This is a genomic window from Brachybacterium horti, from assembly GCF_054777615.1.
Window position 1 is genome coordinate 119,668 of record NZ_BAAHAM010000001.1, and the last position, 22,445, is coordinate 142,112.

The 22,445-nt window shown below is 70.8% G+C and carries 22 protein-coding genes; 9 read left to right on the forward strand and 13 right to left on the reverse strand.

All coding sequences use genetic code 11. The features are described 5' to 3' along the window. Positions 1-41: 41 nt before the first annotated feature. The 4 genes from ACYVAP_RS00595 to ACYVAP_RS00610 form a co-directional block, all read right to left on the reverse strand. Complete coding sequence (locus tag ACYVAP_RS00595) at positions 42-1,853, reverse strand: ATP-dependent nuclease (protein ID WP_498859121.1); 1,812 nt, start codon at positions 1,851-1,853, stop codon at positions 42-44. A gap of 64 nt (positions 1,854-1,917) precedes the next feature. Continuing rightward, complete coding sequence (locus ACYVAP_RS00600) at positions 1,918-2,367, reverse strand: hypothetical protein (protein ID WP_498859122.1); 450 nt, start codon at positions 2,365-2,367, stop codon at positions 1,918-1,920. Continuing rightward, on the reverse strand, positions 2,364-3,467 hold the full coding sequence (ychF, locus tag ACYVAP_RS00605; RefSeq protein ID WP_498859123.1) for a redox-regulated ATPase YchF: 1,104 nt from the start codon (positions 3,465-3,467) through the stop codon (positions 2,364-2,366). The genes ACYVAP_RS00600 and ychF overlap by 4 nt, the downstream gene beginning before the upstream one ends. 90 nt (positions 3,468-3,557) lie before the next feature. Next, complete coding sequence (locus ACYVAP_RS00610) at positions 3,558-4,208, reverse strand: NAD(P)-dependent oxidoreductase (protein WP_498859124.1); 651 nt, start codon at positions 4,206-4,208, stop codon at positions 3,558-3,560. A gap of 177 nt (positions 4,209-4,385) precedes the next feature. Between ACYVAP_RS00610 and ACYVAP_RS00615 the strand changes: the two genes are divergently transcribed. Beyond that, on the forward strand, positions 4,386-4,748 hold the full coding sequence (locus ACYVAP_RS00615; protein WP_498859125.1) for a winged helix-turn-helix transcriptional regulator: 363 nt from the start codon (positions 4,386-4,388) through the stop codon (positions 4,746-4,748). 61 nt (positions 4,749-4,809) lie between these two features. After that, positions 4,810-6,012: a DNA recombination protein RmuC gene (locus tag ACYVAP_RS00620; RefSeq protein WP_498859126.1), complete on the forward strand. Its 1,203-nt coding sequence runs from the start codon at positions 4,810-4,812 to the stop codon at positions 6,010-6,012. A 38-nt stretch (positions 6,013-6,050) separates the two neighbouring features. On the opposite strand, the gene ACYVAP_RS00625 is transcribed toward ACYVAP_RS00620, so the two are convergent. The 3 genes from ACYVAP_RS00625 to ACYVAP_RS00635 all read right to left on the reverse strand — a co-directional run bounded on the left by ACYVAP_RS00625 (position 6,051) and on the right by ACYVAP_RS00635 (position 9,629). Continuing rightward, positions 6,051-6,974 carry a universal stress protein gene (locus tag ACYVAP_RS00625; protein WP_498859127.1) on the reverse strand — a complete coding sequence of 308 codons (924 nt, stop codon included), beginning with the start codon at positions 6,972-6,974 and terminating at the stop codon, positions 6,051-6,053. Then, the gene (locus ACYVAP_RS00630) at positions 6,971-8,473 is read right to left on the reverse strand and encodes an APC family permease (RefSeq protein ID WP_498859128.1); all 1,503 of its coding nucleotides are present in this window, start codon (positions 8,471-8,473) and stop codon (positions 6,971-6,973) included. Before ACYVAP_RS00630 ends, ACYVAP_RS00625 begins: the two co-directional genes overlap by 4 nt. 151 nt (positions 8,474-8,624) lie before the next feature. Further along, entirely contained in the window at positions 8,625-9,629 is a 1,005-nt protein-coding gene (locus ACYVAP_RS00635; protein WP_498859129.1) for a 4-hydroxy-3-methylbut-2-enyl diphosphate reductase, read from the reverse strand. Between the two features lie 177 nt (positions 9,630-9,806). Here ACYVAP_RS00635 and xseA point away from each other — a divergent pair, with 177 nt between their 5' ends. Together xseA and ACYVAP_RS00645 are read left to right on the forward strand one after the other, a co-directional pair. Continuing rightward, positions 9,807-11,111 (forward strand): exodeoxyribonuclease VII large subunit, encoded by a 1,305-nt coding sequence (gene xseA / locus ACYVAP_RS00640; protein ID WP_498859130.1) that lies wholly within the window; start codon positions 9,807-9,809, stop codon positions 11,109-11,111. Further along, positions 11,108-11,389 (forward strand): exodeoxyribonuclease VII small subunit, encoded by a 282-nt coding sequence (locus tag ACYVAP_RS00645; RefSeq protein ID WP_498859131.1) that lies wholly within the window; start codon positions 11,108-11,110, stop codon positions 11,387-11,389. The genes xseA and ACYVAP_RS00645 overlap by 4 nt, the downstream gene beginning before the upstream one ends. 24 nt (positions 11,390-11,413) lie before the next feature. On the opposite strand, the gene ACYVAP_RS00650 is transcribed toward ACYVAP_RS00645, so the two are convergent. Next, entirely contained in the window at positions 11,414-12,055 is a 642-nt protein-coding gene (locus ACYVAP_RS00650) for a DUF4245 domain-containing protein (RefSeq protein WP_498859132.1), read from the reverse strand. A gap of 56 nt (positions 12,056-12,111) precedes the next feature. On the opposite strand from ACYVAP_RS00650, the gene ACYVAP_RS00655 reads away from it, so the two are divergent. Together ACYVAP_RS00655 and ACYVAP_RS00660 are read left to right on the forward strand one after the other, a co-directional pair. Next, positions 12,112-13,023, forward strand: coding sequence for a carbohydrate kinase family protein (locus ACYVAP_RS00655; RefSeq protein ID WP_498859133.1), 912 nt, complete (start codon positions 12,112-12,114; stop codon positions 13,021-13,023). A 58-nt stretch (positions 13,024-13,081) separates the two neighbouring features. Next, positions 13,082-14,497, forward strand: coding sequence for a class II fumarate hydratase (locus ACYVAP_RS00660; RefSeq protein WP_498859134.1), 1,416 nt, complete (start codon positions 13,082-13,084; stop codon positions 14,495-14,497). A gap of 101 nt (positions 14,498-14,598) precedes the next feature. Here the strand turns inward: ACYVAP_RS00660 and phoH2 are convergent, their stop codons facing one another. Both phoH2 and ACYVAP_RS00670 read right to left on the reverse strand, forming a co-directional pair. Beyond that, positions 14,599-16,047: a PhoH family protein gene (gene phoH2 / locus ACYVAP_RS00665; RefSeq protein ID WP_498859135.1), complete on the reverse strand. Its 1,449-nt coding sequence runs from the start codon at positions 16,045-16,047 to the stop codon at positions 14,599-14,601. 326 nt (positions 16,048-16,373) lie between these two features. Next, the gene (locus ACYVAP_RS00670; protein ID WP_498859136.1) at positions 16,374-17,132 is read right to left on the reverse strand and encodes an undecaprenyl diphosphate synthase family protein; all 759 of its coding nucleotides are present in this window, start codon (positions 17,130-17,132) and stop codon (positions 16,374-16,376) included. A gap of 174 nt (positions 17,133-17,306) precedes the next feature. On the opposite strand from ACYVAP_RS00670, the gene trhA reads away from it, so the two are divergent. Beyond that, a complete protein-coding gene (gene trhA / locus ACYVAP_RS00675; protein WP_498859137.1) occupies positions 17,307-18,260 on the forward strand; it encodes a PAQR family membrane homeostasis protein TrhA in 954 nt (317 codons plus the stop codon). Between the two features lie 34 nt (positions 18,261-18,294). Here the strand turns inward: trhA and ACYVAP_RS00680 are convergent, their stop codons facing one another. Both ACYVAP_RS00680 and mca read right to left on the reverse strand, forming a co-directional pair. Continuing rightward, positions 18,295-18,654: a hypothetical protein gene (locus ACYVAP_RS00680; protein ID WP_498859138.1), complete on the reverse strand. Its 360-nt coding sequence runs from the start codon at positions 18,652-18,654 to the stop codon at positions 18,295-18,297. Further along, on the reverse strand, positions 18,651-19,556 hold the full coding sequence (gene mca / locus ACYVAP_RS00685; protein WP_264451155.1) for a mycothiol conjugate amidase Mca: 906 nt from the start codon (positions 19,554-19,556) through the stop codon (positions 18,651-18,653). Before mca ends, ACYVAP_RS00680 begins: the two co-directional genes overlap by 4 nt. A gap of 189 nt (positions 19,557-19,745) precedes the next feature. On the opposite strand from mca, the gene ACYVAP_RS00690 reads away from it, so the two are divergent. Together ACYVAP_RS00690 and greA are read left to right on the forward strand one after the other, a co-directional pair. Then, positions 19,746-20,138 carry a DUF4307 domain-containing protein gene (locus tag ACYVAP_RS00690; protein ID WP_264451156.1) on the forward strand — a complete coding sequence of 131 codons (393 nt, stop codon included), beginning with the start codon at positions 19,746-19,748 and terminating at the stop codon, positions 20,136-20,138. 242 nt (positions 20,139-20,380) lie between these two features. After that, the gene (greA, locus tag ACYVAP_RS00695) at positions 20,381-20,869 is read left to right on the forward strand and encodes a GreA/GreB family elongation factor (protein ID WP_498859139.1); all 489 of its coding nucleotides are present in this window, start codon (positions 20,381-20,383) and stop codon (positions 20,867-20,869) included. A 121-nt stretch (positions 20,870-20,990) separates the two neighbouring features. On the opposite strand, the gene ACYVAP_RS00700 is transcribed toward greA, so the two are convergent. Then, the gene (locus tag ACYVAP_RS00700; RefSeq protein WP_498859140.1) at positions 20,991-22,331 is read right to left on the reverse strand and encodes an AI-2E family transporter; all 1,341 of its coding nucleotides are present in this window, start codon (positions 22,329-22,331) and stop codon (positions 20,991-20,993) included. Positions 22,332-22,445 lie beyond the last annotated feature (114 nt).

Sequence of the window (22,445 nt, forward strand, 5' to 3'; positions counted from 1 at the left end):
CTCGAGCCGAACCAGATTTGGGTAGCCGGCATCGCCTATAGTCACATTCCGTCAGCATCTTCGTCTTGCAACAGGAAAGCCTTCAGCTCACCAGCGAGCGAATTACTTGCGACATCACGGAGAGATTGCGACTTATCAAGATGTCCAAGTTCCCTAAGGCGCTTCTGTACTTGCGTAAGCAACAGCTTTCCGTAAAGCATGTCTTCCGTCGGCTCTGCGCCATCCGGCCATAAATCATCGGTACGAGGGGCCCCACCGTCTACGTATTCCCTGTTTACCACGCGACGCTTGTCTCGATGCTTAGTCCTCAACTGCGGAAGCCACTCGCCGAGAACCTCAGAACGGATTCTTATAGCCTCTTCAACGGCAAGGCCAGTCGCGGCCACTATGTGCTCAACTGTCGCGTGATAAGCCTCCGTATCGCACAGAGCCGGGCAGAAGACCTCGATGCCTCGATCGTCGAAGACACGCGACCACTCTTCCACCTCAGCAGCAGTGAGAAAGTCTCGATCTCGGTGGACAATAACTCGCGGCGACACCGCCATCATTTCAGACATCTCGTGGAAAGCCTCAGCTGTGTACTTATTGCCAAGCCCATTGAACGAAGCAATCTTTACGTCATCCTCGGAGTACCCGGCTTCACGTAACGCCAGTCGCATGGCCCAGGGATCCTCATCCTCAGTACAGAGGATTACGCGACTATTTAGATCTAGTTGATCGAGCGCGCCGAGATCCATTAGGAGCGCGGTGAGACCTCGCTGATTATCAGCCTCCACTTCGCCGTCTTTCATCCACACAACTTTAACAGCATCGGACGCACCCGTAATTAGGTGCCGGCTGTGGGTACTAACAATAACCTTACATTCAAAATCTACGGCGATACGTTCGAGCGCTACGCCCAACGCCTTCTGGCGAGACGGGTGTAGGTGGCTGTCCGGCTCATCAACAAGCAAGAGGGCTGGCCTAAAGAGAAGCACGTACGCAAATATTTGCGTTATCTGCAAAATCCCGGTCCCCCACAGGTCTACCGGCAGATGATCTCTTACTGGCACGGATTCACCCGTGGCGAGCCGCACGTCCACATAAAGGTCGCGATCCGGATCGTATCTAACCAGGAACGAAACTGGAATCCTTAGAACAGACTCGAGCATATCTTCGAGTCCCCCCAAGAGGCCGCGATCGGCAAGGAGGCGAATAATGTTGCGAAAAACGAGATTCGCGTCACCGCTTGCGGCCTTGCGGAATACGGCGGCATATCCACTCATCTCCTCCCGATGAGGAACCCCTGCCAATCCGGGAACATAGACGCTAAAGAGCTTCTTAGGATCGCTAATGACTTGGCCGAACCCTGCCGACGTGCCAGATCTATCAACACCTACATTGTTATGGTTCCGCGCTTTGTACATCTCAATTCGATACTCCGACGTGACGTCACTATCCATCGGCGTTCCCTCAAAGAGTACGGAACCCCGGAGTCCGTCACCCCGGTTTGAGTACTGCGCACCATGTCCAAGAAGGGAGAACTCGGCTACTGGAGAATAGCGCAAGCTTGCTTCAGCGATAACTTGCTGCCCTAACTCCACGGAAGCTTGCGCGCAACTCACCGCAGTATGGATTGCCTGCAGAACGCTACTTTTTCCCGAATTGTTCCCTCCAACCAGATAGGTGATCGGCCCCAACTCAATGCGCGACTCTCTTATCCGTTTAAAGTTGCGGATACGCACAGCATCGATTACGAGAGAGGAGCGGCGTTGACTCGGCGTCTCGGGCCCTCTGTCTTCGTTCCCAGTTTCGAGAACGCCTAGGTCGGGGTCGTCTCCCTTTGCACTGTCGCTGACAGCAGCGTCGCTCACTTCTTCCCCCCAGAGGTTAGTCCGCTACGGAACTCCGCCACATCGCCGTCCACTCGTCTTGAGATCACAGGGAACCACCAGCCTCAACGGAGAACGTCGGCATCGGAATTGGCACGTTCCTGCGGGCGGTCCTCTTCGTAACCGACGCGGTAACAGTCAAGTCGAATGCCGTCACGCCGTCCGGGACGACCACGGTGAACCCACGGATATCTCCGCCTACGAGAGCCTGAGCGTCGAACCCGACCACTTCAGGTACCGAATCGGCATCTCCACCATCCCACGACGGCGACCAGATTTGATGAACATACATGTTCGGTGAGGCACACTCGATCACCATTGGAACAGTGCCCACGGGCGAGGGTCGAGTTGCCCTACGAATCAGCACTTCGATCGGTTGCGAGATGATCGTGAAGCGGTAAGTCCACCACGCAACGGCTGTAGCGGCGAGAGCCACGACGAGACCCACCGCCGCGATAACGACCTGCGACCATGTCGCGGCATCCCAGTTGCTCACTTCTTACCCCCAGAGGTTAGTCCGCTACGGAACTCCACCACGTCGCCGTCCTTCATGACGTATTCCTTGCCCTCCATGCGGACCCAGCCCTTGGCCTTGGCCTCGGCCATGGAGCCGGCCTCGATGAGGTGGTCGAAGGAGACGATCTCCGCCTTGATGAAGCCGCGCTCGAAGTCGCTGTGGATGACACCGGCGGCCTGCGGGGCGGTCGCGCCCTGCGGGATGGTCCAGGCGCGGGACTCCTTGGGGCCGGCGGTGAGGTAGGTCTGCAGGCCCAGGGTCTGGAAGCCGACCCGGGCGAGCTGGTCCAGGCCGGACTCCTCCTGGCCGGTGGACGCGAGCATCTCCTTGGCCTCGTCCTCGTCGAGCTCGATGAGCTCCGCCTCGAACTTGGCGTCGAGGAAGATCGCCTCGGCGGGGGCGACGAGCTTGCGCAGCGCGTCCTGGGAGGCGGTGTCGGCGAGGCCCTCCTCGTCGGTGTTGAAGACGTAGATGAAGGGCTTGGCGGTCATGAGCTGCAGCTCGCGCAGCTCGGCGACCTCGATGCCGGCCTGCTCGGCACCCTGGAAGAGGGTCACGCCGGTCTCCAGCAGCGTCTGCGCCTTCGTCACGTTCTCGAGGACGCTCGCCTCGATGACGCCGCGCTTGGTCTCCTTCTCGAGCCGCGGCAGCGCGTTCTCGATGGTCTGGAGGTCCGCGAGGATGAGCTCGGTGGTGATGATCTCCATGTCGCCGGACGGGTCGGTGGAGCCGTCCACACGGGTGACGTCGGGATCGGCGAAGGCGCGGGTGACCTGGCAGATCGCGTCGGCCTCGCGGATGTTGGCGAGGAACTTGTTGCCGAGGCCCTCGCCCTCGCTGGCGCCCTTGACGATGCCGGCGATGTCCACGAAGGAGACGGTCGCGGGCACGATCTTCTCGCTGCCGAAGATGCCGGCGAGCTGCGCGAGCCGCGGGTCCGGGAGCGGGACGACGCCGACGTTCGGGTCGATCGTGGCGAACGGGTAGTTCGCGGCGAGGACCTCCGCGCGGGTCAGGGCGTTGAAGAGGGTGGACTTGCCGACGTTGGGCAGTCCGACGATTCCGATAGAGAGAGCCACGGGAGGTGATTCTACGGGGCGGGCTGCGGGGCCCGGGAGCGGTTCCGGTGAGCCACCGGTCTCACTCCCGGGCCGGGCCCTGCTGACCGCTCAGTAGGCGACGTGGAAGCGGGCGCGGTGGTGCGCGGGCTTCTCGACCTCGTCGACGAAGGCGACGCCGAGATCCTCCGCGGAGAGCGCCGAGTTGCCGGTCTCGTCCACGAGCAGGAGATCGTCGCTCACGCGGTAGGTGCCGGTGCGCTCGCCCGGCGCGTAGGCGCCGAAGCCGCCTGCGGGGCTCACGAAGAACCAGTCGAGGCCGGTCGTGTCCTCGCGGAGGTCGGCGAGGACGTCGGTGAGCTCCTTCGCCTCGGGCTTGAAGGCCTCGGGGAAGTCGGGGGTGTCCTGGACCCGCGGGCCGCCCTCGGCGACGAAGGTGGAGCCGGCGCCGCCGACGACGCCGAAGCGTGCGCCCTGCTCACCCGCGATGCGTGCCGCGGCGGCGTAGGCGGCGCGGAGCGTGCCGGGCTCGGCGAGGTCGCCGCGGGGTGCGGAGGCGGCGATGACGACGTCGGCCCCCTTGGTGACCTCCTGGAGGAGGGTCTCGTCGCGCAGGTCGCCGGCGCGGTGCGCGGCGCCCTCCGGGAGCGAGGCCGGGGCGGTGCGGGAGACGGAGAGGACGTCGTGGCCGCGCGATGCGGCCTCCGTGACGATGCCGGTGCCGGCGTAGCCGGTCCCTCCGAGGACGACGATGCGAGCCATGTGCTCTCCTTCCGGGCGCCCTGGGGGCGCTGCTGGTGACGATCGTCCACAGCACATGCCGTGGACCTCGATGCTCACTGTAGGTAACCTAGTCTCCATTGGGAAGTAGGCACTTTCCGGTAACCGTCCCCGCGCCGCCGCCCCACCGGCTCCGCCACTCCCCCGGAGGAGACCCCGATGACCGCCCTCGACGTCGACCCCTACGCGCGCGCCTGCCCGTCCCGGCAGCTCCTGGACCGCATCGGCGACCGCTGGACCGTGCTCGTCATCAACGCCCTCGAGGACGGACCGCAGCGCTTCTCGCAGATCGCACGGCGCGTGGACGGCATCTCCCAGAAGATGCTCACGCAGACCCTCCGCGCCCTCGAGGCCGACGGTCTCGTCGAGCGCACCGTCTACCCCGAGATCCCGCCGCACGTGGAGTACGAGCTCTCCACGCTGGGACGCTCCCTGCTCGGACCGCTCGGCGCCCTCATCACCTGGGCCGTCGAGAACCTCGGCGCCGTGCAGAGCTCCCGGGAGCGGGTGGCCGCCTCCTGAGCACCCTTCGCGAACGGCGCGGCAGGCGTCGTTCGTCGGGCCCCCGTGGTCTGCTGGGCGGATGGACGCCCTCACCGTGATCCTCATCCTCCTGGCCGGGGCCGCGCTCGGCGCCGCCGTAACCTGGCTGCTGCTGCGCGAGCGTGTGCGCGCCGCTGAGGCGGGCCACGGCCGCCGGCAGGCGGAGTCCACCGCCCTGCTGGACCTCGCCGGGGAGCGCTTCGAGCGGGACAGCGCCCGCCGCGAGGCCACCGATCACGCGCGGGACGCCCAGCTCACTCGCACCCTCGCCCCGATCTCCGAGTCCCTCGCCCAGGTGGAGCGGGCGCTCGCCCGCACCGAGCAGCTGCGCTCGCAGTCCGACGGCGCCCTGCGCCGCCACCTCGGCGACCTCGCCGAGCGCACCGAGCGGCTCGACGCGGGCACCCATGCGCTGACGACGGCCCTGCGCGCCCCCACCTCCCGCGGCCGCTGGGGCGAGGTGCAGCTGCGCCGGATCGTCGAGGCCGCCGGGATGCTCGAGCACGTCGACTTCACCGAGCAGCACGCGGGCACGAGCGCCGGCGGCGAGCGCGGGCAGCGACCGGACCTCGTGGTCCACCTCGCCGGGGACCGGCACGTCGTCGTCGACGCGAAGGCCCCGATGGACGCCTACCTCGACGCGATCGAGCAGGCCGACCCGGACCACGCCGCAGGTCGCCGCCGCGCCCACGCGAAGGCCCTGCGCGGCCACGTCGACGCCCTCGCCAGGAAGTCCTACTGGGCCTCCCTCGGGGACACCCCCGAATTCACGGTGATGTTCGTGCCGAGCGACGGCGTGCTCGCCGCGGCGCTCGAATCGGATCCCGGCCTGCTCGAGCACGCCTTCGCCAAGGACGTCGTGATCGCCTCCCCCGCGACGCTCGTCGCGCTGCTGCGCACCGTCGCGCACACCTGGCGCACCGACGCGCTGAACAAGGACGCCCGCGAGGTGCTCGAGGCGGGCCGCGAGCTGCACCACCGGCTCGCGACGCTGAGCGGTCACCTCGGCAAGGTGGGCCGCTCCCTGGACTCCTCCGTCGCAGCGTTCAACGACGCCGTCGGCTCGCTGCAGTCCCGGGTCATGGTCACGGCGCGCCGCTTCGAGGACCTGGGCCTCACGGCCTCCTCGATCGACGAGGTCGACCAGCTCACGCGCCGCCCCCGCAGCCTCGGCGAGGACGAGATCGCGGACCTCGCCGCCCCGCGACCCGCCGAGGGCCGTCGCGATCGCGAGGCCGGCTGAGGCGACGGCCGCGCTGGAAGCACCGGTCCCGGGCCCGGTCACTCCCCGTCCGCCCGGGGCGTGCCGGTCGATCCGGACCGGCCGCGAGGGAGCACGAGCACGGGCACCGGGGAGTGACGCAGGATCCGTGTCGCCGTCGAGCCGAGGAACACACGGGCGAGGGAGGCATGGGTGCTCGAGCCGACGACCAGCAGGTCCCCGGGCCGCCAGTCCACCCCGCGCATCGCGGAGGACCACCGCTCCCCCTCGACCACGGACGCCGTCCGCACCTCGATCCCGGGCCAGCGGGCCCGCACCTCGCGAGCGATGTGCTCCTGGGTCTCCTCGACCTGGCGGCGCCACTGGGCGTAGACGCCGCTCTCCCGAAAGGCCGTGAAGGCGCCGCGGCTGCCGCCGCGCACGGCGAAGGTGACGATGCTGAGCGGGGTCCCGAGCCGCTCGAGCACCTGCACGGTGCCAGGCACCAGGGCCCGGTCCGCCCGACTGGGGTCGACCGCGAGCACGAGGCGGCTCACCTCCCCCGGCGTCGGGTCGTACCCGCGCGGAGCGAGCGCGACCGGAACCCGGGAGCTGTGCACCAGGCGGTCGCTCGTGCTGCCGAGGCCGATCCTCCCGAACGCGCCGTCGGCCGATCCGACCACGAGCAGGCAGGCCCCGCGGCGGTGCGCCTCCTGCTCGAGGATCTGCGGCACGGAGCGCCCCACCCGCAGGACCTCCTCCACCGCGAGGTCCCGCGGCAGCTGGGCACGGGCCTCGGCGAGCGCCTGCCGGGAGAGGGCCGCGAGCTCACGGCGCCAGTCGTCGTCCACCCCGGAGAAGTCGCGCAGGGACGGGGACTCGAAGGAATCGTGCACCACGCAGCACAGCACCAGGTCGTCCTCCGCCGCGCGGGCCAGGGAGGCGGCGAGGCGCAGCCCGGATCCGCTGCGGGTCTCCGGGCCGAAGCCCACCACGATGCTCATCGCGCGCCCCCGCCGCCGGCATGCGCTCCCGGCGCGGGCGGGGTCGTCGGGACGGTGCGGCCCAGCCGCGCGTGCCGGTAGCCGTAGACGAGGTAGACCGCGAGCCCCAGGACGAGCCAGGCGAGGAACCGCAGCCAGGTCTCCACGGCGAGGCTCGCCATCAGCCCGGCGCAGCTGAGCACGCTGACGATCGGCAGGAACGGCACGAGCGGGGTGCGGAACGGACGCTTCATGCCCGGGTCGGTGCGGCGCAGCACGATCACGGCGATCGCGACGACCACGAAGGCGAAGAGCGTGCCGATGCTGACCATCTCCGCCAGCACCGCGATGGGCACGAACCCTGCGAGCACCGCGACGGCGCCGACGGTGAGCGAGGTCATCAGCACCGGGGTGCCCCAGCTGGGGTGGACCCGGGAGAAGACGCCGGGGAGCAGGCCGTCGCGGGAGAGCGCGAAGCCGATCCGGCCCATGGCGACGATGTCCACGAGGATCACGGAGCTGAGGCCCGCGACTGCGGCGATCCCCACCAGGATCCCCACCCAGCCCAGGCCCACCTGGTGGAAGACGTCCGCCACCGCATCGCCCTCGGAGAGCTGCGAGTACTCGACCATCCCGGTGACCACGAGGCACACCCCCACGTAGAGGACGGTGCAGATCGCGAGGGTGCCCAGCAGCCCGAGGGGCATGTCCCGCTCCGGCCTGCGCGTCTCCTCGCCGAGGTTGGCGACGGCCTCGAAGCCCGAGTAGCCGAAGAACACGACGGCCGCCGCGACGAAGACGCCGGTGACCCCGAAGGTCGAGGGCTCGATGCCGCTGATCGCCTGCCACAGCGGGGCCGTGAGGCGGGAGCTGGTGCCCTCGCTCGGCTGGGCGGGCGGGATGAACGGCACGAGGTTGTCGGTCTTGATGTAGAAGACGCCGACGACGATCACGAAGACGCAGACGAGCACCTTGATCGTGACGAGCCCGTTGGTCACCCACTTGGACTCGCGGATGCCGCGGATGGCCACCGCCCCCAGCAGGAGGGCGATGACGATCGCGCCGATGTTCACCACCGACCCCTCCTCCGCGAACCAGCGCGAGGGGAGTCCGAACACGCCCGCCACGTAGCCCGACCAGCCGCGGGAGACGACGGCCGCGCCGAGCGCGAACTCGAGGATCAGGTCCCAGGCGATGACCCAGGCGAAGATCTCGCCGATCGTGCTGTAGGCGTAGGTGTAGGAGCTCCCGGCCGTGGGCACGGCCGCGGCGAGCTCGGCGTAGCAGAGCGCCGCGAGCAGGGCCACGACGCCGGCGATCACGAAGGAGACCATCACGGCGGGACCGGCGTTCTCCTTGGCCTGCAGGCCGGTGAGGGTGAAGATGCCCGTGCCGATCACGATGCCGATGCCGAACCCGATGAGGTCCTTGATCCCCAGGTCCTTCTTCAGCTGGGCGTGGTCGTCGTCCTCGCCCTGGTGCAGCACGGTCTCGATGCTCTTGCGTCTCAGCACGCTCATGGGGGCGACCTCGTCTCCGGTGAGGCACCCGGCTCGGTCGCGCCGGATGCCGTCGCTGGGGACACGGTCCTCCGCGATCGCTGTGCTGTCAATCACACCGGGAGCGATGTGACCCCCGGGGTCAGGAGCGCCCTCGGCTCGCGACTCCGGCTCAGGACTCCGCGGTCGCGCGGTCGCCCGAGGGGCGGGTGCGGCGGTCCGTCTCGCCGGCCGCCTTCATCTCCTGGCGCAGCTCCCGCGGCAGGGAGAACATGAGGTCCTCGGTCGCGGTGCGCACGGGCTGCACGTCGCCGTAGCCGCGCTCGGCGAGCTCGGCGAGGAGCTGCTGGACGAGCACGTCGGGGACGGAGGCGCCGGAGGTGACGCCCACGGAGCCGACGCCGTCGAACCACTCCTCGCGCAGCTCGGAGACGTCGTCGATGCGGTGGGACGCCTTCGCTCCCGCCTCGAGCGCGACCTCCATGAGCCGGACCGAGTTCGAGGAGTTCGGGGAGCCGACCACCAGCACGAGATCCGCATCGGGGGCGATCTTCTTGATCGCGACCTGGCGGTTCTGGGTGGCGTAGCAGATGTCGTCGCTCGGCGGCGCCTGCAGGGTCGGAAACCGCTCGCGCAGACGGTCCACGGTCTCCATGGTCTCGTCCACGGAGAGCGTGGTCTGCGAGAGCCACACGACCTTCTCCGGGTCGCGCACGGTGACGTGCTCGACGTCGTCCGGGGAGTTGACGATCTGGACGTGATCGGGCGCCTCGCCGGCGGTGCCCTCGACCTCCTCGTGGCCGGTGTGGCCCACGAGCAGGATGTCGTAGTCCTCGCGGGCGAAGCGCACGGCCTCCTTGTGCACCTTCGTCACGAGCGGGCAGGTCGCGTCGATCGTGCGGAGGTTCCGCGCCTCCGCCATCTCGCGCACCTTCGGGGAGATGCCGTGCGCGGAGAAGATGACCAGGGCGCCCTCGGGCACCTCGTCGACCTCCTCGACGAACACGGCGCCCTTCTCCTTCAGGCGGTCCACGACGAACTTGTTGTGCACGATCTCGTGGCGCACGTACACGGTCTCGTCGTAGTGCTCGAGGGCGCGCTCGACGGCGACGACGGCGCGGTCGACGCCCGCGCAGTACCCGCGCGGTTCGGCAAGGAGGACGGTTCCGGTGCTCACCAGGCCATCGTAGGAAACCTGCCCGCCCCGTGGCACGAGGGTGCGCCATGCCTCACCACACCTCCACATCACAGGCGGGCCCGGCTCCTCGCGTCGATCGTCCCTCCCCAGCGCCCGTGCGTCCCCCGTCCGCGGCGCCGGGCCCGGGGTGTCCGCCGCGCGTGCCAGAGTGGACCCATGACCGAGCCCCTCCCCGAGCAGTCCGCGGCCGCCCCGCGGCCCGCGCCCGCCGCGACCGCGGCGGAGACCACACCGGAGAACCCGTGGCCGCTGCGGCAGCTGTCGGTGAAGGTCGGCGAGTACGTCTCGCGCATGTCCCCGATCTGGGTCGAGGGGCAGATCGTCCAGCTCAACCGGCGGCCCGGCGCGGGGCTCTCCTTCATGACCCTGCGGGACGTCGACGTCGACATGTCCTTCTCCGTCCCGGTGCGCGAGCACGTGCTGCGCTCCCTCCCCGTGGAGCCGGTGCCCGGCGCGCGCGTGGTCGTGCACGCGAAGCCCACCTTCTGGACCAAGCGCGGGAGTCTCCAGCTCGAGGCGGACGACATCCGCCCCGTGGGTCTCGGCGAGCTGCTCGCGCGGCTCGAGCAGCTGCGCCGGAGCCTCGCCGCGGAGGGGCTCTTCGAGGCCTCCCGCAAGCAGCCCCTCCCCTTCCTGCCCCGCACGGTGGGTCTCATCTGCGGCCGCGAGTCCGCCGCGGAGCGGGACGTGGTCGTCAACGCGGAGCGGCGCTGGCCCGCGGTGCGCTTCGCGATCCGCGAGGTCGCCGTGCAGGGCGCCCGCGCCGTGAAGGAGGTCTCCGCGGCGCTAGCCGAGCTCGACGCCGCCCCGGAGGTCGACGTCATCGTCATCTCCCGCGGCGGGGGCTCCCTCGAGGACCTGCTGCCGTTCTCCGACGAGCAGCTCGTTCGCCTCGTCGCCGGCGCCCGCACCCCGATCGTCTCCGCGATCGGGCACGAGGTGGACACCCCGCTGATCGACCTCGCGGCCGACGTCCGCGCGTCCACCCCGACCGACGCCGCGAAGCGCGTCGTCCCGGACATCCAGGCGGAGCGGGACCAGCTGACCCTGGGCCGCACGCGGCTGCGCGCCGCGATCCGCACCCGCATCGACCGGGAGCAGAGCGCGCTCGAGGCGATGCGCTCCCGGCCCGTTCTCGAGGACCCGAGCTCGATCCTCTCGGGCCGCGAGGAGGAGATCCGCTCCCGGATCGCGCTCGCCCGCACGCTCATGGGCTCGCGGCTGGACCGCGCTCGCGACGAGGTGGTGCACCTGGGCCGCCAGGTGCGCGCGCTGAGCCCGCTCGCGACCCTCGAGCGCGGCTACGCCGTGGTGCAGACGCCCGACGGCGGCATCCTCCGCTCCCCCGACGACTCCACCCCCGGCGACGCGCTGTCCGTGCGGGTGGCCGGCGGCCGCTTCGGCGTTGAGCGCACCGCGCAGGACCCCTACATCCCCCCGACCCACGAGGAGACCTCATGACCAGCCCCGATGCATCCGTGGAGCCCGTCGAGTCCGGCGGCGAGGACCAGGCCCCGCTGCCGGAGGACGTCGCGGCGCTCAGCTACGAGGCCGCCCGCGACCAGCTGGTCGACGTGGTGCGCCGCCTCGAGTCCGGGCAGGGAGGGCTCGAGGACTCGATCGCGCTGTGGGAACGGGGCGAGATGCTCGCCCGCCGCTGCCAGCAGTGGCTCGACGGCGCCCGTGAGCGCCTGGACGACGCCGTCGCCGCACGCCGCGGGGGCGAGCAGGAGCGCTGATCGCGACCTGTCCGTCGACCCCGCTCAGCCGATCGAGGTGAGCGCCGCCTCCATCACGGTGCGCAGCTCCTCGGGATCGGCCGTGCCGTGCACGAGGATCCCGAAGTCCTCCCCCTGGCAGGCGATGCCGTTCTGGGTGCCGCCCTCCCCCTCCCCGGTGAGGACCTGGCACGCGGCGCCGGAGATCGTCGTCTCCTCCTGGACGGTGGAGCCGGGGATCTGCGCGGAGAGCAGCTGCGGGGTGACCTCGCCCTGCTCCTCGAGGGAGACGAGGTGCCCGGCGGGGGACGTGAAGCCGATCGTCCAGGCGGCCGGGTCCGCGCCGTCGAGGCGGGCGCTGCGGGCGGTCCAGCCGTCGTCGAGCGCAGGGTGAGCGACCGGGAAGTCCACCTCGGCCTGGGCGCGCTCCGCGCTCGCGGCCACGTCGAGCCGCGAGTTCTCGGGGACCTCCCGCTGGAGGTCGTTGCCGACGCCGAAGAAACCCACGGCGATGATCGCGACCACGGCCATCATGATGCCGAGCGCCCACGTCATGTTGCGCAGGGACGTGTTCTTGCGCGAGGGGAGCTCGTAGTTCGAGGTGCGCGGTGCCTGCTCCGGGTCGCCGTCCGGGGCCGCCGCGGTCGCGACGGAGCGGTCAGGGGAGTCCTCGGGCTGGGCATGCATGTCCCCCATTGTCACCCGTGTTCGCCCCTCCCCGCGAAACCTGCGATGATCACCCGGTGACAGCGAGATTCCTCATCGCCGGAGAAGCCCTCACCGACATCGTCGTCCAGTCCGACGGTGACCGTCAGGAGCACCCCGGTGGCTCCCCCCTGAACGTCGCCGTGGCCCTGGGCCGCCTGGGACACGACGCGCACCTGCTCACCCGCATCGGCTCCGACGAGCGCGGAGCGGCGATCCGGGCGCACGTCGAGCAGTCCCGCGTGCAGCTCACCGGCGGCGCGATCGTCGACGCCCCCACCTCCACGGCGGAGGCGGTGCTCGACGCGACCGGCGCGGCCACCTACACCTTCGACCTCGTGTGGGACCCGGACCCCTCCGGCCTGCCCGAGCGGATCGACGCCGTGCACACCTCCTCGATCGCCGCCGTGCTCGATCCCGGCGCCGCGACCGTCGCCGAGGTGCTGCGCCGCCACCGCGCGACCTCCCTCATCAGCTACGACCCCAACGCGCGCCCCACCCTCATGGGCGACCCCGCGCGGGTGCGGCCGATCGTCGAGGCGAACATCGCGCTGAGCGACATCGTCAAGACCTCCGACGAGGACGTCGAATGGCTCTACGGCACCGACGACGTCGAGGACGTCGTCGCGTCCTGGCGTCCCCTCGGCCCCGCCGTCACCGTGCTCACCCGCGGCGGCGAAGGCGCCGTGGGCTTCACCGACGCCGGCCGCGTGCAGGTCGCCCCCGAGCACGTCGACGTCGTCGACACCGTGGGCGCCGGGGACACGTTCTCCGCCGGCCTGCTCGACGCCCTCGCCCACCGCAGCCTGCTGGGCCCCGAGCACCGCGAGCAGCTGCGCGAGCTGCCCTCCGACGAGCTCGCCGGCGTGCTGCGCCGTGCCGCCCGTCTCGCCGCGGTGACCGTGTCCCGCGCCGGGGCGAACCCGCCCTGGGCCCACGAGCTGATCTGACCCGCCCCTCGGGGCACCGGCCACCATCCCGAACGAGCATCAACCAGGAGGTTCCTCCATGTCCCAGACCGTCAGCGCCGCCGATCAGGACGGGTACCGCATCGAGCACGACACCATGGGTGAGGTGCGCGTGCCCGCGAAGGCCCTCTACCGAGCGCAGACCCAGCGCGCGGTGGAGAACTTCCCGATCTCCGGGCAGGGCCTGGAGCCCGCCCACATCCACGCCCTGGCCCAGGTGAAGAAGGCCGCGGCCCGCGCCAACAAGGAGCTCGGCGTCCTCGACGGGGCCCTCGCCGACGCGATCGTCGCCGCCGCGGATTCCGTCATCGCCGGTGAGCACGACGACCAGTTCCCGGTGGACACGTACCAGACCGGCTCCGGCACCAGCTCGAACATGAACATGAACGAGGTGCTCGCGACCCTCGCCTCGCGCGGCGACCTCGAGGTGCACCCCAACGACCACGTGAACTGCTCGCAGTCCAGCAACGACGTGTTCCCCACCTCGGTGCACGTCGCCGTGACGCAGGGCGTCGTCGAGCACCTCCTCCCCTCCCTCGCGCACCTCGCCGAGGCGCTCGAGGAGAAGGCCGAGGCCTGGAAGAGCGTCGTGAAGTCCGGCCGCACCCACCTCATGGACGCGACCCCGGTGACGCTCGGCCAGGAGTTCGGCGGCTACGCGGCGGCCGTGCGCTACGGCATCGAGCGGGTCGAGGCGGCCCTCCCCCGCACCGCGGAGGTCCCCCAGGGCGGCACCGCCGTCGGCACCGGCATCAACACCCCGATCGGCTTCCCGCAGAAGGTCATCGCGAACCTCGCCGAGCAGACCTCGTTGCCGCTGACCGAGGCGCGCAACCACTTCGAGGCGCAGTCCACGCGTGACGGCCTCGTCGAGATGTCCGGGGCGCTGCGCACGATCGCCGTGTCCGTCACGAAGATCTGCAACGACCTGCGCTGGATGGGCTCCGGCCCCAACACGGGCCTCGGCGAGATCGCGATCCCGGACCTCCAGCCCGGCTCCTCGATCATGCCCGGCAAGGTCAACCCGGTGATCCCGGAGGCCGTGCTCATGGTGTGCGCGAAGGTCGTGGGCAACGACGCGGCGATCGCCTGGGGCGGCGCGCAGGGCGCCTTCGAGCTCAACGTGCAGATCCCGCTCATGGGCACGAGCCTGCTCGAGTCGATCCGTCTGCTCGCCAACGCCGCCACGGTGCTCGCCGACAAGACCGTCTCCGGTCTCACCGCGAACGAGGAGAAGGCCCGCTTCTACGCGGAGGCCTCCCCGTCGATCGTCACGCCGCTGAACAAGCTGATCGGCTACGAGTCCGCTGCGAAGATCGCCAAGCACGCCGTCGCGGAGCGCATCTCCGTGCGCGAGGCCGTCATCGCGCTGGGCTTCGTGGAGCGCGGCGAGCTCACCGAGGAGCAGCTCGACTCCGCCCTCGACGTGCTCTCCATGACCGCGCCGAAGGCCTGATCGCCTCCCGGCTCCCGGGACCGCGCAGGGCGCGCCACCTCCTCGGTGGCGCGCCCTGCGTGCGTCCGGACCGGGCCGACGGGCCCGCCCGTCGGCCCCGCTCAGTCGATCGGCTCGTCGAGCACGTGGGTCACGAGCTCGGCGACCTTCGAGCGCTCCGAGCGCTGAAGCGTGATGTGCCCGAACAGCTCGTGGGACTTGAGCGCCTCGACGACGGAGGCGATGCCGTCGTAGCGGCCGATGCGCAGGTTGTCCCGCTGGGCGATGTCGTGGGTGAGGACCACGCGGGAGTTCTGGCCGATCCTCGAGAGCATCGTCAGCAGCACGTTGCGCTCGAGGGACTGCGCCTCGTCGACGATCACGAAGGCGTCGTGCAGGGAGCGGCCGCGGATGTGGGTCAGCGGGAGCACCTCGAGCATGCCGCGCGAGGCGACCTCGTCGATGACGTTCTGGGAGACCATCGAGCCGAGGGTGTCGAACACCGCCTGCCCCCACGGGCCCATCTTCTCGCCCTGGTCACCGGGCAGGAACCCGAGCTCCTGGCCGCCCACGGCGTACAGCGGGCGGAACACCATGATCTTGCGCTGGGTGCGGCGCTCGAGCACCGCCTCGAGGCCGGTGCACAGGGCCAGGGCGCTCTTGCCGGTGCCCGCGCGGCCGCCGAGGGAGACGATGCCGATCGAGTCGTCGAGCAGGAGGTCGATCGCGATGCGCTGCTCCGCGGAGCGGCCGGAGACGCCGAACACGGTCTGGTCACCCGGGACCAGGCGCACCTTCTTGTCGCGGGTGAGCCGGCCGAGCGCCGAGCCGCGGTTGGAGGTGATCGTGAGGCCGGTGTGCACGGGGTGGTGGGAGACCTCGGGCAGCTCGACCTCCTCGCCGTCGTAGAGCCGGGAGACGGTGGCCTCGTCGGTCGCGATGGAGACCATGCCGGTGTAGCCGCGGTCGCGGGCGAGCTCGGCGCGGTACTCCTCGGCGTGGATGCCGGAGGCGGAGGCCTTGATGCGCATCGGCAGGTCCTTGGAGACCAGCACGACGTTCTTGCCCTCGAGCTGCAGGTTCTTGGCGACGGCGAGGATGCGGGTGTCGTTGTCCCCGAGGCGGAAGCCGTCCGGCAGGGAGGCGGTACTCATGTGGTTGAGCTCGACGTGCACGTGCCCGCCGTCCTTGCCGATCGGCAGCGGGCGGGAGAGATTGCCGTGCTGGTCGCGGAGGTCGTCGAGGATGCGCAGCGCCTGGCGGGCGAAGTAGCCGAGGTCAGGGTGGTGGCGCTTGGCCTCGAGCTCGGTGATGACGACGATCGGCAGCACGATGTCGTGCTCGGCGAAGCGGTTCAGCGAGAGCGGGTCCGCGAGCAGCACCGAGGTGTCCAGGACGTAGGTGATGACGCCGGTCTCGAGGTCCTGCAGCACCTCCTGCGCACCGCCCGGCCGCAGCGAGGGCACCACGGGGATGCTCCCCAGCGACGCCGTCCCCGTCCCGTATCCGGTTGCGTCCCCCGCGACGACCTGCTCGGTCAGCGTCTCGCGGGTGGTGGTGGTCTCGTCCATGGGAGCCTCCGTCCTGTGCGGTTGCCTGGAGGCTAGCGCTCCGGGCACCCGTGCTCGGGCGCCTCCCGCGGGGCACGGGATCGACGTTCACCCGATGGTCATCCGGTGTTGTCCGGATCACATGTCGTCCATCCTGCCACTGCCCGCGCGCGGGCCGGGGACCGTGCGGCGGCCGTGATCCAGCGGTGACCCGACCTGCCCGGACGGGCGACCGTCGGCGGGTCGTCGGCCCCGCCCGAGGGCGCGCGACAGGAGGTGCGCCGGCGGCGGTCGCCGGTGGTGCCCGGCGGTTCCCGGCAGGCGAGCCGACGGCCGGGCGCCGCGGCTCAGGCGCCGAAGCGGCGCTCGCGGCGGCAGAACTCGCGCAGCGCGCGCAGCAGGTCCACGCGGCGGAACCCGGGCCAGTAGGTCTCGCAGAACCAGTACTCGGAGTGCACGGACTGCCACAGCAGGAAGCCGGAGAGCCGCTGCTCGCCGGAGGTGCGGATGATGAGGTCCGGATCCGGCTGGCCGCGCGTGTAGAGGTGCTCGGAGATCGAGTCGGTGCTGATCGCGGCGGCGATCTCCTCCGGCCCGAGCCCCTGGGCGCCGAGGTCCCGCACGAGCTCGCGGACGGCGTCGACGATCTCCTCGCGCCCTCCGTAGCCGATCGCCACGTTGACGGTGAGCGGGGAGTCGACGACGGCGGCCTCGCGGATCCTGGCGATCGCGTCCTGCACCTCGGCGGGCAGCAGGTCGCCGTTGCCGGTGAGGCGCACCCGGTGACCGGCGCCCGCGATCTGCTCGATGGTCTCGGTGATGATCGCGTAGAGCGCGCCGAGCTCCTCCGCAGGGCGGTGAAGGTTGTCCGTGGAGAGCATCCAGACGGTGACGAGCGGGATCTCGAGGTCCTGGCACCAGGAGAGGAACTCGACGATCTTCTCCGCGCCGGCGCGGTGGCCCTGGGCGGTGGTGGCGCCGGCGGCCTTCGCCCAGCGGCGGTTGCCGTCGACGATGACCCCGAGGTGCTGGGGCAGCGAGAAGTCCTCGAGCTCCTTGGTGAGGCGGCGCTCGTAGACGCGGTAGAGGAGGGAGTCGTCGTCCATGGCGCTCTCCGTTCCTCCGGGGCGTCCAGGCTGTCGGCGCGGACCTCCCCGGTCTCCCGCGCTCGTCCATTATCCGTGACGCGGGGAGCAGCTCCGGGCACCTGGTGCAGATCCACACCGGATCGCCACAGGGCACATCAGCGAACCTACGGTTGCGTAGGTTACGCTTCGACCATGAGCACCGGCATCCGTCGCGGGAACGCGAGCAGCCCCGCCGTGAACCCTGGCGACACCCCTGGCGGGAACCCCGTCGACCCCACCTCCGGCCCCGCCTCCTCCCCCGACGCCGAGGCGGCCCTCGAGGGCGCCACGGAGCAGCCCGCCCCGCAGGCCGCCGCGACCGACGTCGACACGGCGGACGCCGCGCACGCCCGCGCCGCCGGCTCCGGAGCCGGCTCGGAGACGGGCGACGACGACATCCCCTCCGCGGAGGACCACCCCTGGGCGCCCCGCACCCTCACCCGCGCGGTGGCCGCCCGCGCCCGCCAGCTCGGCATCACGCTGCCCAAGCCCCGCCTGCGCGGCATCTCCCACCTCGCCGCGTTCCCCGCGGCGCTCATCGCGGGGCTCGTGATCGTCGCGCTCGGCGACTCGCTCGCGAACCGTCTCGCGATGGTCGTGTTCGTGACGACGGCCTCGCTACTCTTCGGCGTCTCCGCCACGTACCACCGCGGCACCTGGTCGCCGCAGCACGCGATCATCCTGCGGCGCTTCGACCACGCGAACATCTTCCTCATCATCGCGGGCACCTACACACCGCTCGCCGTGGCCCTGCTCGAGCCCCGTGACGCGGCGGTCCTGCTGACGATCGCCTGGGCGGGCGCGCTGATCGGCGTCGCCTTCCGCGTGTTCTGGACCCACGCGCCGCGCTGGCTCTACGTCCCCGCCTACGTGGCGCTCGGCTGGATCGCGGTCTTCTACATGCCGCAGTTCCTCGCGGGCGGCGGCTGGGCCGTGGTGTGGCTGCTCGTCGCGGGCGGCGTCGCGTACACGGCGGGAGCGGTGGTCTACGGCCTCAAGCGGCCGAACCCCTCCCCCGCCTGGTTCGGCTTCCACGAGATCTTCCACGCGGCCACGCTCGCCGGCTTCGCCTGCCACTTCGTGGCCGTGGCGATCGCCGTCGTCTGATCCCGCACCGGCCCCGCGCCGGGGCCGGAGGCGGTCAGCGCCCGCTCGGGTCCTCCGGGCTGCCCGGAGCATCGGCGGCACCCGGCTCCGAGCCGCCGTCGCGGGGCTCGCCGTCGGCGTCGGCCGTGGACGATCCACCGGCGGCCGCACCGGTCCCGGACGCCTCCCGCTCCGCGGCCTCGCGCTCCGCGGCATGGCGCGCCTCGACCTTCGCGGTCGCCTGCACGCGGCGCACGCGGCGGTTCATGTCGACCACGAGCAGCAGGATCACGATCCCCACCAGGAAGATCGCGATGAAGCCCGGGGTCCCCGGGGTGATCGAGCTGGGGGTCATGTCGCCGCCGTCGGACGGCGCCGCCAGCAGCACGGCACGGGAGATCTCGACGGGGCTCATCGGCCCTCCTCCTGCTCGGGGCGGAGGCCGGCGAACAGATCGTCCTCCGGCAGCTGCACGCCGATCCGGGAGATGTGCAGCTCGAAGTCCTCCGTGCCCCACACCTCGCGCTCCACGTCGTGCGAGATCCGGAAGAACGGCCCCTCGGGGTCCACCTGGGTGGCATGGGCGCGCAGCGCCTCGTCCCGCACGTCGAGGTAGTCCTTCACGTCGATGCGTGTGGTGAGCAGGCGGTCACGGCTCTCGTCGAAGTGCTGGAGCATGAGCTCGAGCTCCTCGTTCGGCATCTGGTGCGTGCGCAGATGGCGCGCGACGACCGCGAGCTTCTGGCGGTGGAAGACGTTCGTGTAGTAGACCTTCGCGACCTCCCACGGCTCCCCGAGCTCCGGGGCGTACGCCGGATCCGCGGCGAGGCGGAACGCCTCCATGCTCACGCGGTTGGTCTGGATGTGGTCGGGGTGCGGGTATCCGCCGTTCTCGTCATAGGTGACGAGCACGTGCGGGCGCAGGCGGCGCAGCGCCTCGACGAGCGGGCGCGCGGCCTCCGCCGGGTCCAGGGTCGCGAAGCTCCCCTCGGGGAGGGCCGGCAGCGGGTCCCCCTCCGGCAGGCCCGAGTCGACGTATCCCAGCCACTCGTGGGCGATGCCGAGGATCTCCTGCGCGCGGGCCATCTCCGCACGGCGCACGGCCGGCAGGTTCCGCTGGATCTCCTCGTCGCCCTGCAGGTGCGGGTTCAGGATGTCGCCGCGCTCGCCGCCGGTGCAGGTGACGACGGTGACCTCGACGCCCTCGCGCACGTAGCGGGCCATCGTGCCGGCACCCTTGCTCGACTCGTCGTCGGGGTGCGCATGGACGGCCACCAGGCGCAGGGGCTCGTCAGGGGCGGGACGCAGGACGCTCACGGTTCTCCTCGGGAGGATGCGGCGGGAGGCCGCCGGGACGGGGCGGGCGGCGCTCGCGGGAGCGCTGTCCGGCACCGCACGAGACTACGCCACCCCACCTGGACCGTCGCTCCGTGATGTCGCTCCCGCCACAGCCGTCCGCGGCCGCCCCGGGGGCCGTGTCCCAGGTGGATCTGGGAGACTCCCGCCATGAGCGACTCCCCCGCCCGGGACACGGCCCGCTACGGCGGGCCCCTCGTCCCCCGACGCACCGCCCGCCTCCTCCTGGTGCTCGGAGCGGCCGTCGCGCTCGTCGTGCTCGTGCTCGTCGGATTGCGCTTCGCGGACCAGCCCGTGCGCTCCGAGCTCGTCTCCTACGACCACGTCGGCGAGCACGAGATCCGCGTGGACTTCACCGTGACGATGGATCCGGGCGACGCCGCCACCTGCACGATCCAGGCGATGAACGACGGCCGCGCACAGGTGGGATTCGTCGAGGTCCCGATCCCCGCGCAGACCGAGCGCCGCACCGCGCACACGGTGACGATCTCGACCCAGGGCGAGGCGGTCTCCGCGGAGATCCTCGACTGCTCGCCGGTCTGAGCCGCGGCGCCCCGGGGTCGCCGGAGGCGCTCCCGCGAGGGACGACGGGACGCCGAACACGCGGTCGGCACCTGCGTGGATACTGGGGTCACCGAGCACACCCGGTGTAGAGTTCTCCGGATACCGGCTCCACGCCGGACGTCATCACCCGCACACGGGGCGCATGGATGTCATGTGCCCCGTGATTCGTGTCGGAGGGCCCTCAGGCCCTCCGCACCCCACAGAACGACAGGAGTGAACCCATGAGCAGCCAGCCGAATGGCGCCTGGCTCACCCAGGATGCCTACGACCGCCTCGCCAACGAGCTCGCGGAGCTCGAGGGCCCGCGTCGCACCGAGATCGCCGAGCGCATCGCCGCGGCCCGCGACGAGGGCGACCTCAAGGAGAACGGCGGCTACCACGCGGCCCGCGAGGAGCAGGGCATGAACGAGGCCCGCATCACGGACCTCAAGCACCTGCTGAAGAACGCCGTGGTCGGCGAGGCCCCGGAGGACGACGGCGTCGTCGAGCCCGGCATGGTCGTCACCATCACCATGGCCGGCTCCGAGCGCACCTTCCTGCTCGGCAACCGCGAGATCGCCGAGGGCACCGACCTCGAGGTCTTCTCCTCGGACTCCCCGCTCGGCGCGGCGATCCACGGCGCCAGCGTCGGCCAGACGATCGACTACATCGCCCCCAACGGCAAGTCGCTGCCGATCGAGATCACCGGGGCCACGCCCTACAAGGCCTGACCGCAGGCCTCCCGCGCCGGGGTCCGCGCGGGACAGCGGAGAGCGAAGCCCCCACCGGCCGTGCCGGTGGGGGCTTCGTCGTGTCCGGGTCCCGGAGGACCGGGGACGGCCGCGGAGGGGATCAGCCCTCGGTGGTCGTCGTCCCCGGAGCCCTCCCGGGCGTCCTCTCGGGGGCCGTCACGGGGGTGTCCTCCGCGTCGCCCTCGGGGGACGTCGCCGGCGCCACCTCCGACGGCTCCTCGTCCGACTCCTCGGCCTCCTCCACCTCGGCCTCGTGCTCGGTCGCCTCCTCCTCGGCGTCGGAGCCGCGCGCGCCGCGGCCCAGCGAGGCGAGGAAGGTCCGCAACGTGGGATCCGTGCCCAGCTCAGGGCTCGGATCACGCCCCACCAGGTAGAGCATCGTCGCGTTGACGAAGGCGATGATCGGGATCGCGAAGAGCGCGCCGGGGATGCCGGCGACCATCGCGCCCGCGGCCACGCCGAGGAACACGGCGAGCGGGTGGAGCTCGACGGCCTTGCCCATGAGGAAGGGCTGGAGCACGTTGCCCTCGAGCTGCTGCACGCCGAGCACCACGACGAGCATGATGATCGCGCCCACCCAGCCGTTCAGCACGAGCACCAGCAGCACCGCGATCGCGCCGGAGAGGATCGCGCCCACGAGCGGGATGAACGAGAACAGGAAGACGAGCAGCCAGATCGGCACGGCGTACACGCCGAGGCCCAGCGCCAGCATGCCGATCGCGATGCCGGTCGCGTCCACGGCCGCCACGAGGATCTGCGTGCGCACGTACGCCGAGAGGGCCTTCCAGCCGCGGCGCACCGACTCGTGCGTGGGGACGCGGGCCTGCGGGGGCAGCAGCCCGATCACCCAGCGCCAGATCCCGGCGCCGCCCGAGAGCATGAAGAAGAGGCTGAACAGGCACACGACGATGCCGGTGACGACGTTGCCGAGGACCGCCGCGGTGCTCAGCGCCGAGTTCAGCAGGGCGTCGGCATTCTGCTGGAGCTGGGTGAGCCCCTCGTCGATCGCCGAGCTGATCATCGTGTCGTCGATCCGGAACGTACCGGTCGCCCAGGTCGTGAGGGACTGGAAGCCGTCGATCGCCTTGCTCTGGATGTCCGACCACTGGGCGATGAGCTGGCGGCCGGCGAGGGTGAACATGCCGGCGATGACGATGAGCAGGCCCAGCATCGCGACGGCGCTCGAGGCGCCGCGGCCCAGGAAGGTGTACTTCGTGAGCAGCTTGACGATCGGCTGGAGCATCGCGGCGAGCAGCACGGCCAGCAGCACCGGGATCACGAGCGTGGAGATCTGGGTGATGCCCCAGAGCAGCAGGGCCGCGGCGGCGACGATGACGAGCAGGCGCCAGGACCAGGCGCCGAGGCGGCGGACGCCGATCGGGATCTCCGCGACCTCCTGGGCGAGGGCGGGGCCCTTGGGGGCGGGACGCAGCTGGGGCATCGCTTCTCCTTCCGGAGCCGATCGGCTCACGGGGCACACTCTAGCGGCCCCGCTCACGGCGCCACCGGCCGACGACCAGCCGGTCCACGCGGCCCGGGCCCGTCGGGCGGCCGT

Excerpts from the sequence above, each read along its gene's own strand:
- ACYVAP_RS00680 (WP_498859138.1), bottom strand. The coding sequence starts at position 18,654 with ATGAGCCCCGTCGAGATCTCCCGTGCCGTGCTGCTGGCGGCGCCGTCC.
- greA (WP_498859139.1), top strand. The coding sequence starts at position 20,381 with ATGAGCAGCCAGCCGAATGGCGCCTGGCTCACCCAGGATGCCTACGAC.
- ACYVAP_RS00650 (WP_498859132.1), bottom strand. The coding sequence starts at position 12,055 with ATGCATGCCCAGCCCGAGGACTCCCCTGACCGCTCCGTCGCGACCGCG.
- ACYVAP_RS00620 (WP_498859126.1), top strand. The coding sequence starts at position 4,810 with ATGGACGCCCTCACCGTGATCCTCATCCTCCTGGCCGGGGCCGCGCTC.
- phoH2 (WP_498859135.1), bottom strand. The coding sequence starts at position 16,047 with ATGGACGAGACCACCACCACCCGCGAGACGCTGACCGAGCAGGTCGTC.
- ACYVAP_RS00700 (WP_498859140.1), bottom strand. The coding sequence starts at position 22,331 with ATGCCCCAGCTGCGTCCCGCCCCCAAGGGCCCCGCCCTCGCCCAGGAG.
- ACYVAP_RS00615 (WP_498859125.1), top strand. The coding sequence starts at position 4,386 with ATGACCGCCCTCGACGTCGACCCCTACGCGCGCGCCTGCCCGTCCCGG.
- ACYVAP_RS00645 (WP_498859131.1), top strand. The coding sequence starts at position 11,108 with ATGACCAGCCCCGATGCATCCGTGGAGCCCGTCGAGTCCGGCGGCGAG.
- ACYVAP_RS00660 (WP_498859134.1), top strand. The coding sequence starts at position 13,082 with ATGTCCCAGACCGTCAGCGCCGCCGATCAGGACGGGTACCGCATCGAG.
- ACYVAP_RS00630 (WP_498859128.1), bottom strand. The coding sequence starts at position 8,473 with ATGAGCGTGCTGAGACGCAAGAGCATCGAGACCGTGCTGCACCAGGGC.
- trhA (WP_498859137.1), top strand. The coding sequence starts at position 17,307 with ATGAGCACCGGCATCCGTCGCGGGAACGCGAGCAGCCCCGCCGTGAAC.
- ACYVAP_RS00610 (WP_498859124.1), bottom strand. The coding sequence starts at position 4,208 with ATGGCTCGCATCGTCGTCCTCGGAGGGACCGGCTACGCCGGCACCGGC.
- ACYVAP_RS00625 (WP_498859127.1), bottom strand. The coding sequence starts at position 6,974 with ATGAGCATCGTGGTGGGCTTCGGCCCGGAGACCCGCAGCGGATCCGGG.
- ACYVAP_RS00690 (WP_264451156.1), top strand. The coding sequence starts at position 19,746 with ATGAGCGACTCCCCCGCCCGGGACACGGCCCGCTACGGCGGGCCCCTC.
- xseA (WP_498859130.1), top strand. The coding sequence starts at position 9,807 with ATGACCGAGCCCCTCCCCGAGCAGTCCGCGGCCGCCCCGCGGCCCGCG.
- ACYVAP_RS00670 (WP_498859136.1), bottom strand. The coding sequence starts at position 17,132 with ATGGACGACGACTCCCTCCTCTACCGCGTCTACGAGCGCCGCCTCACC.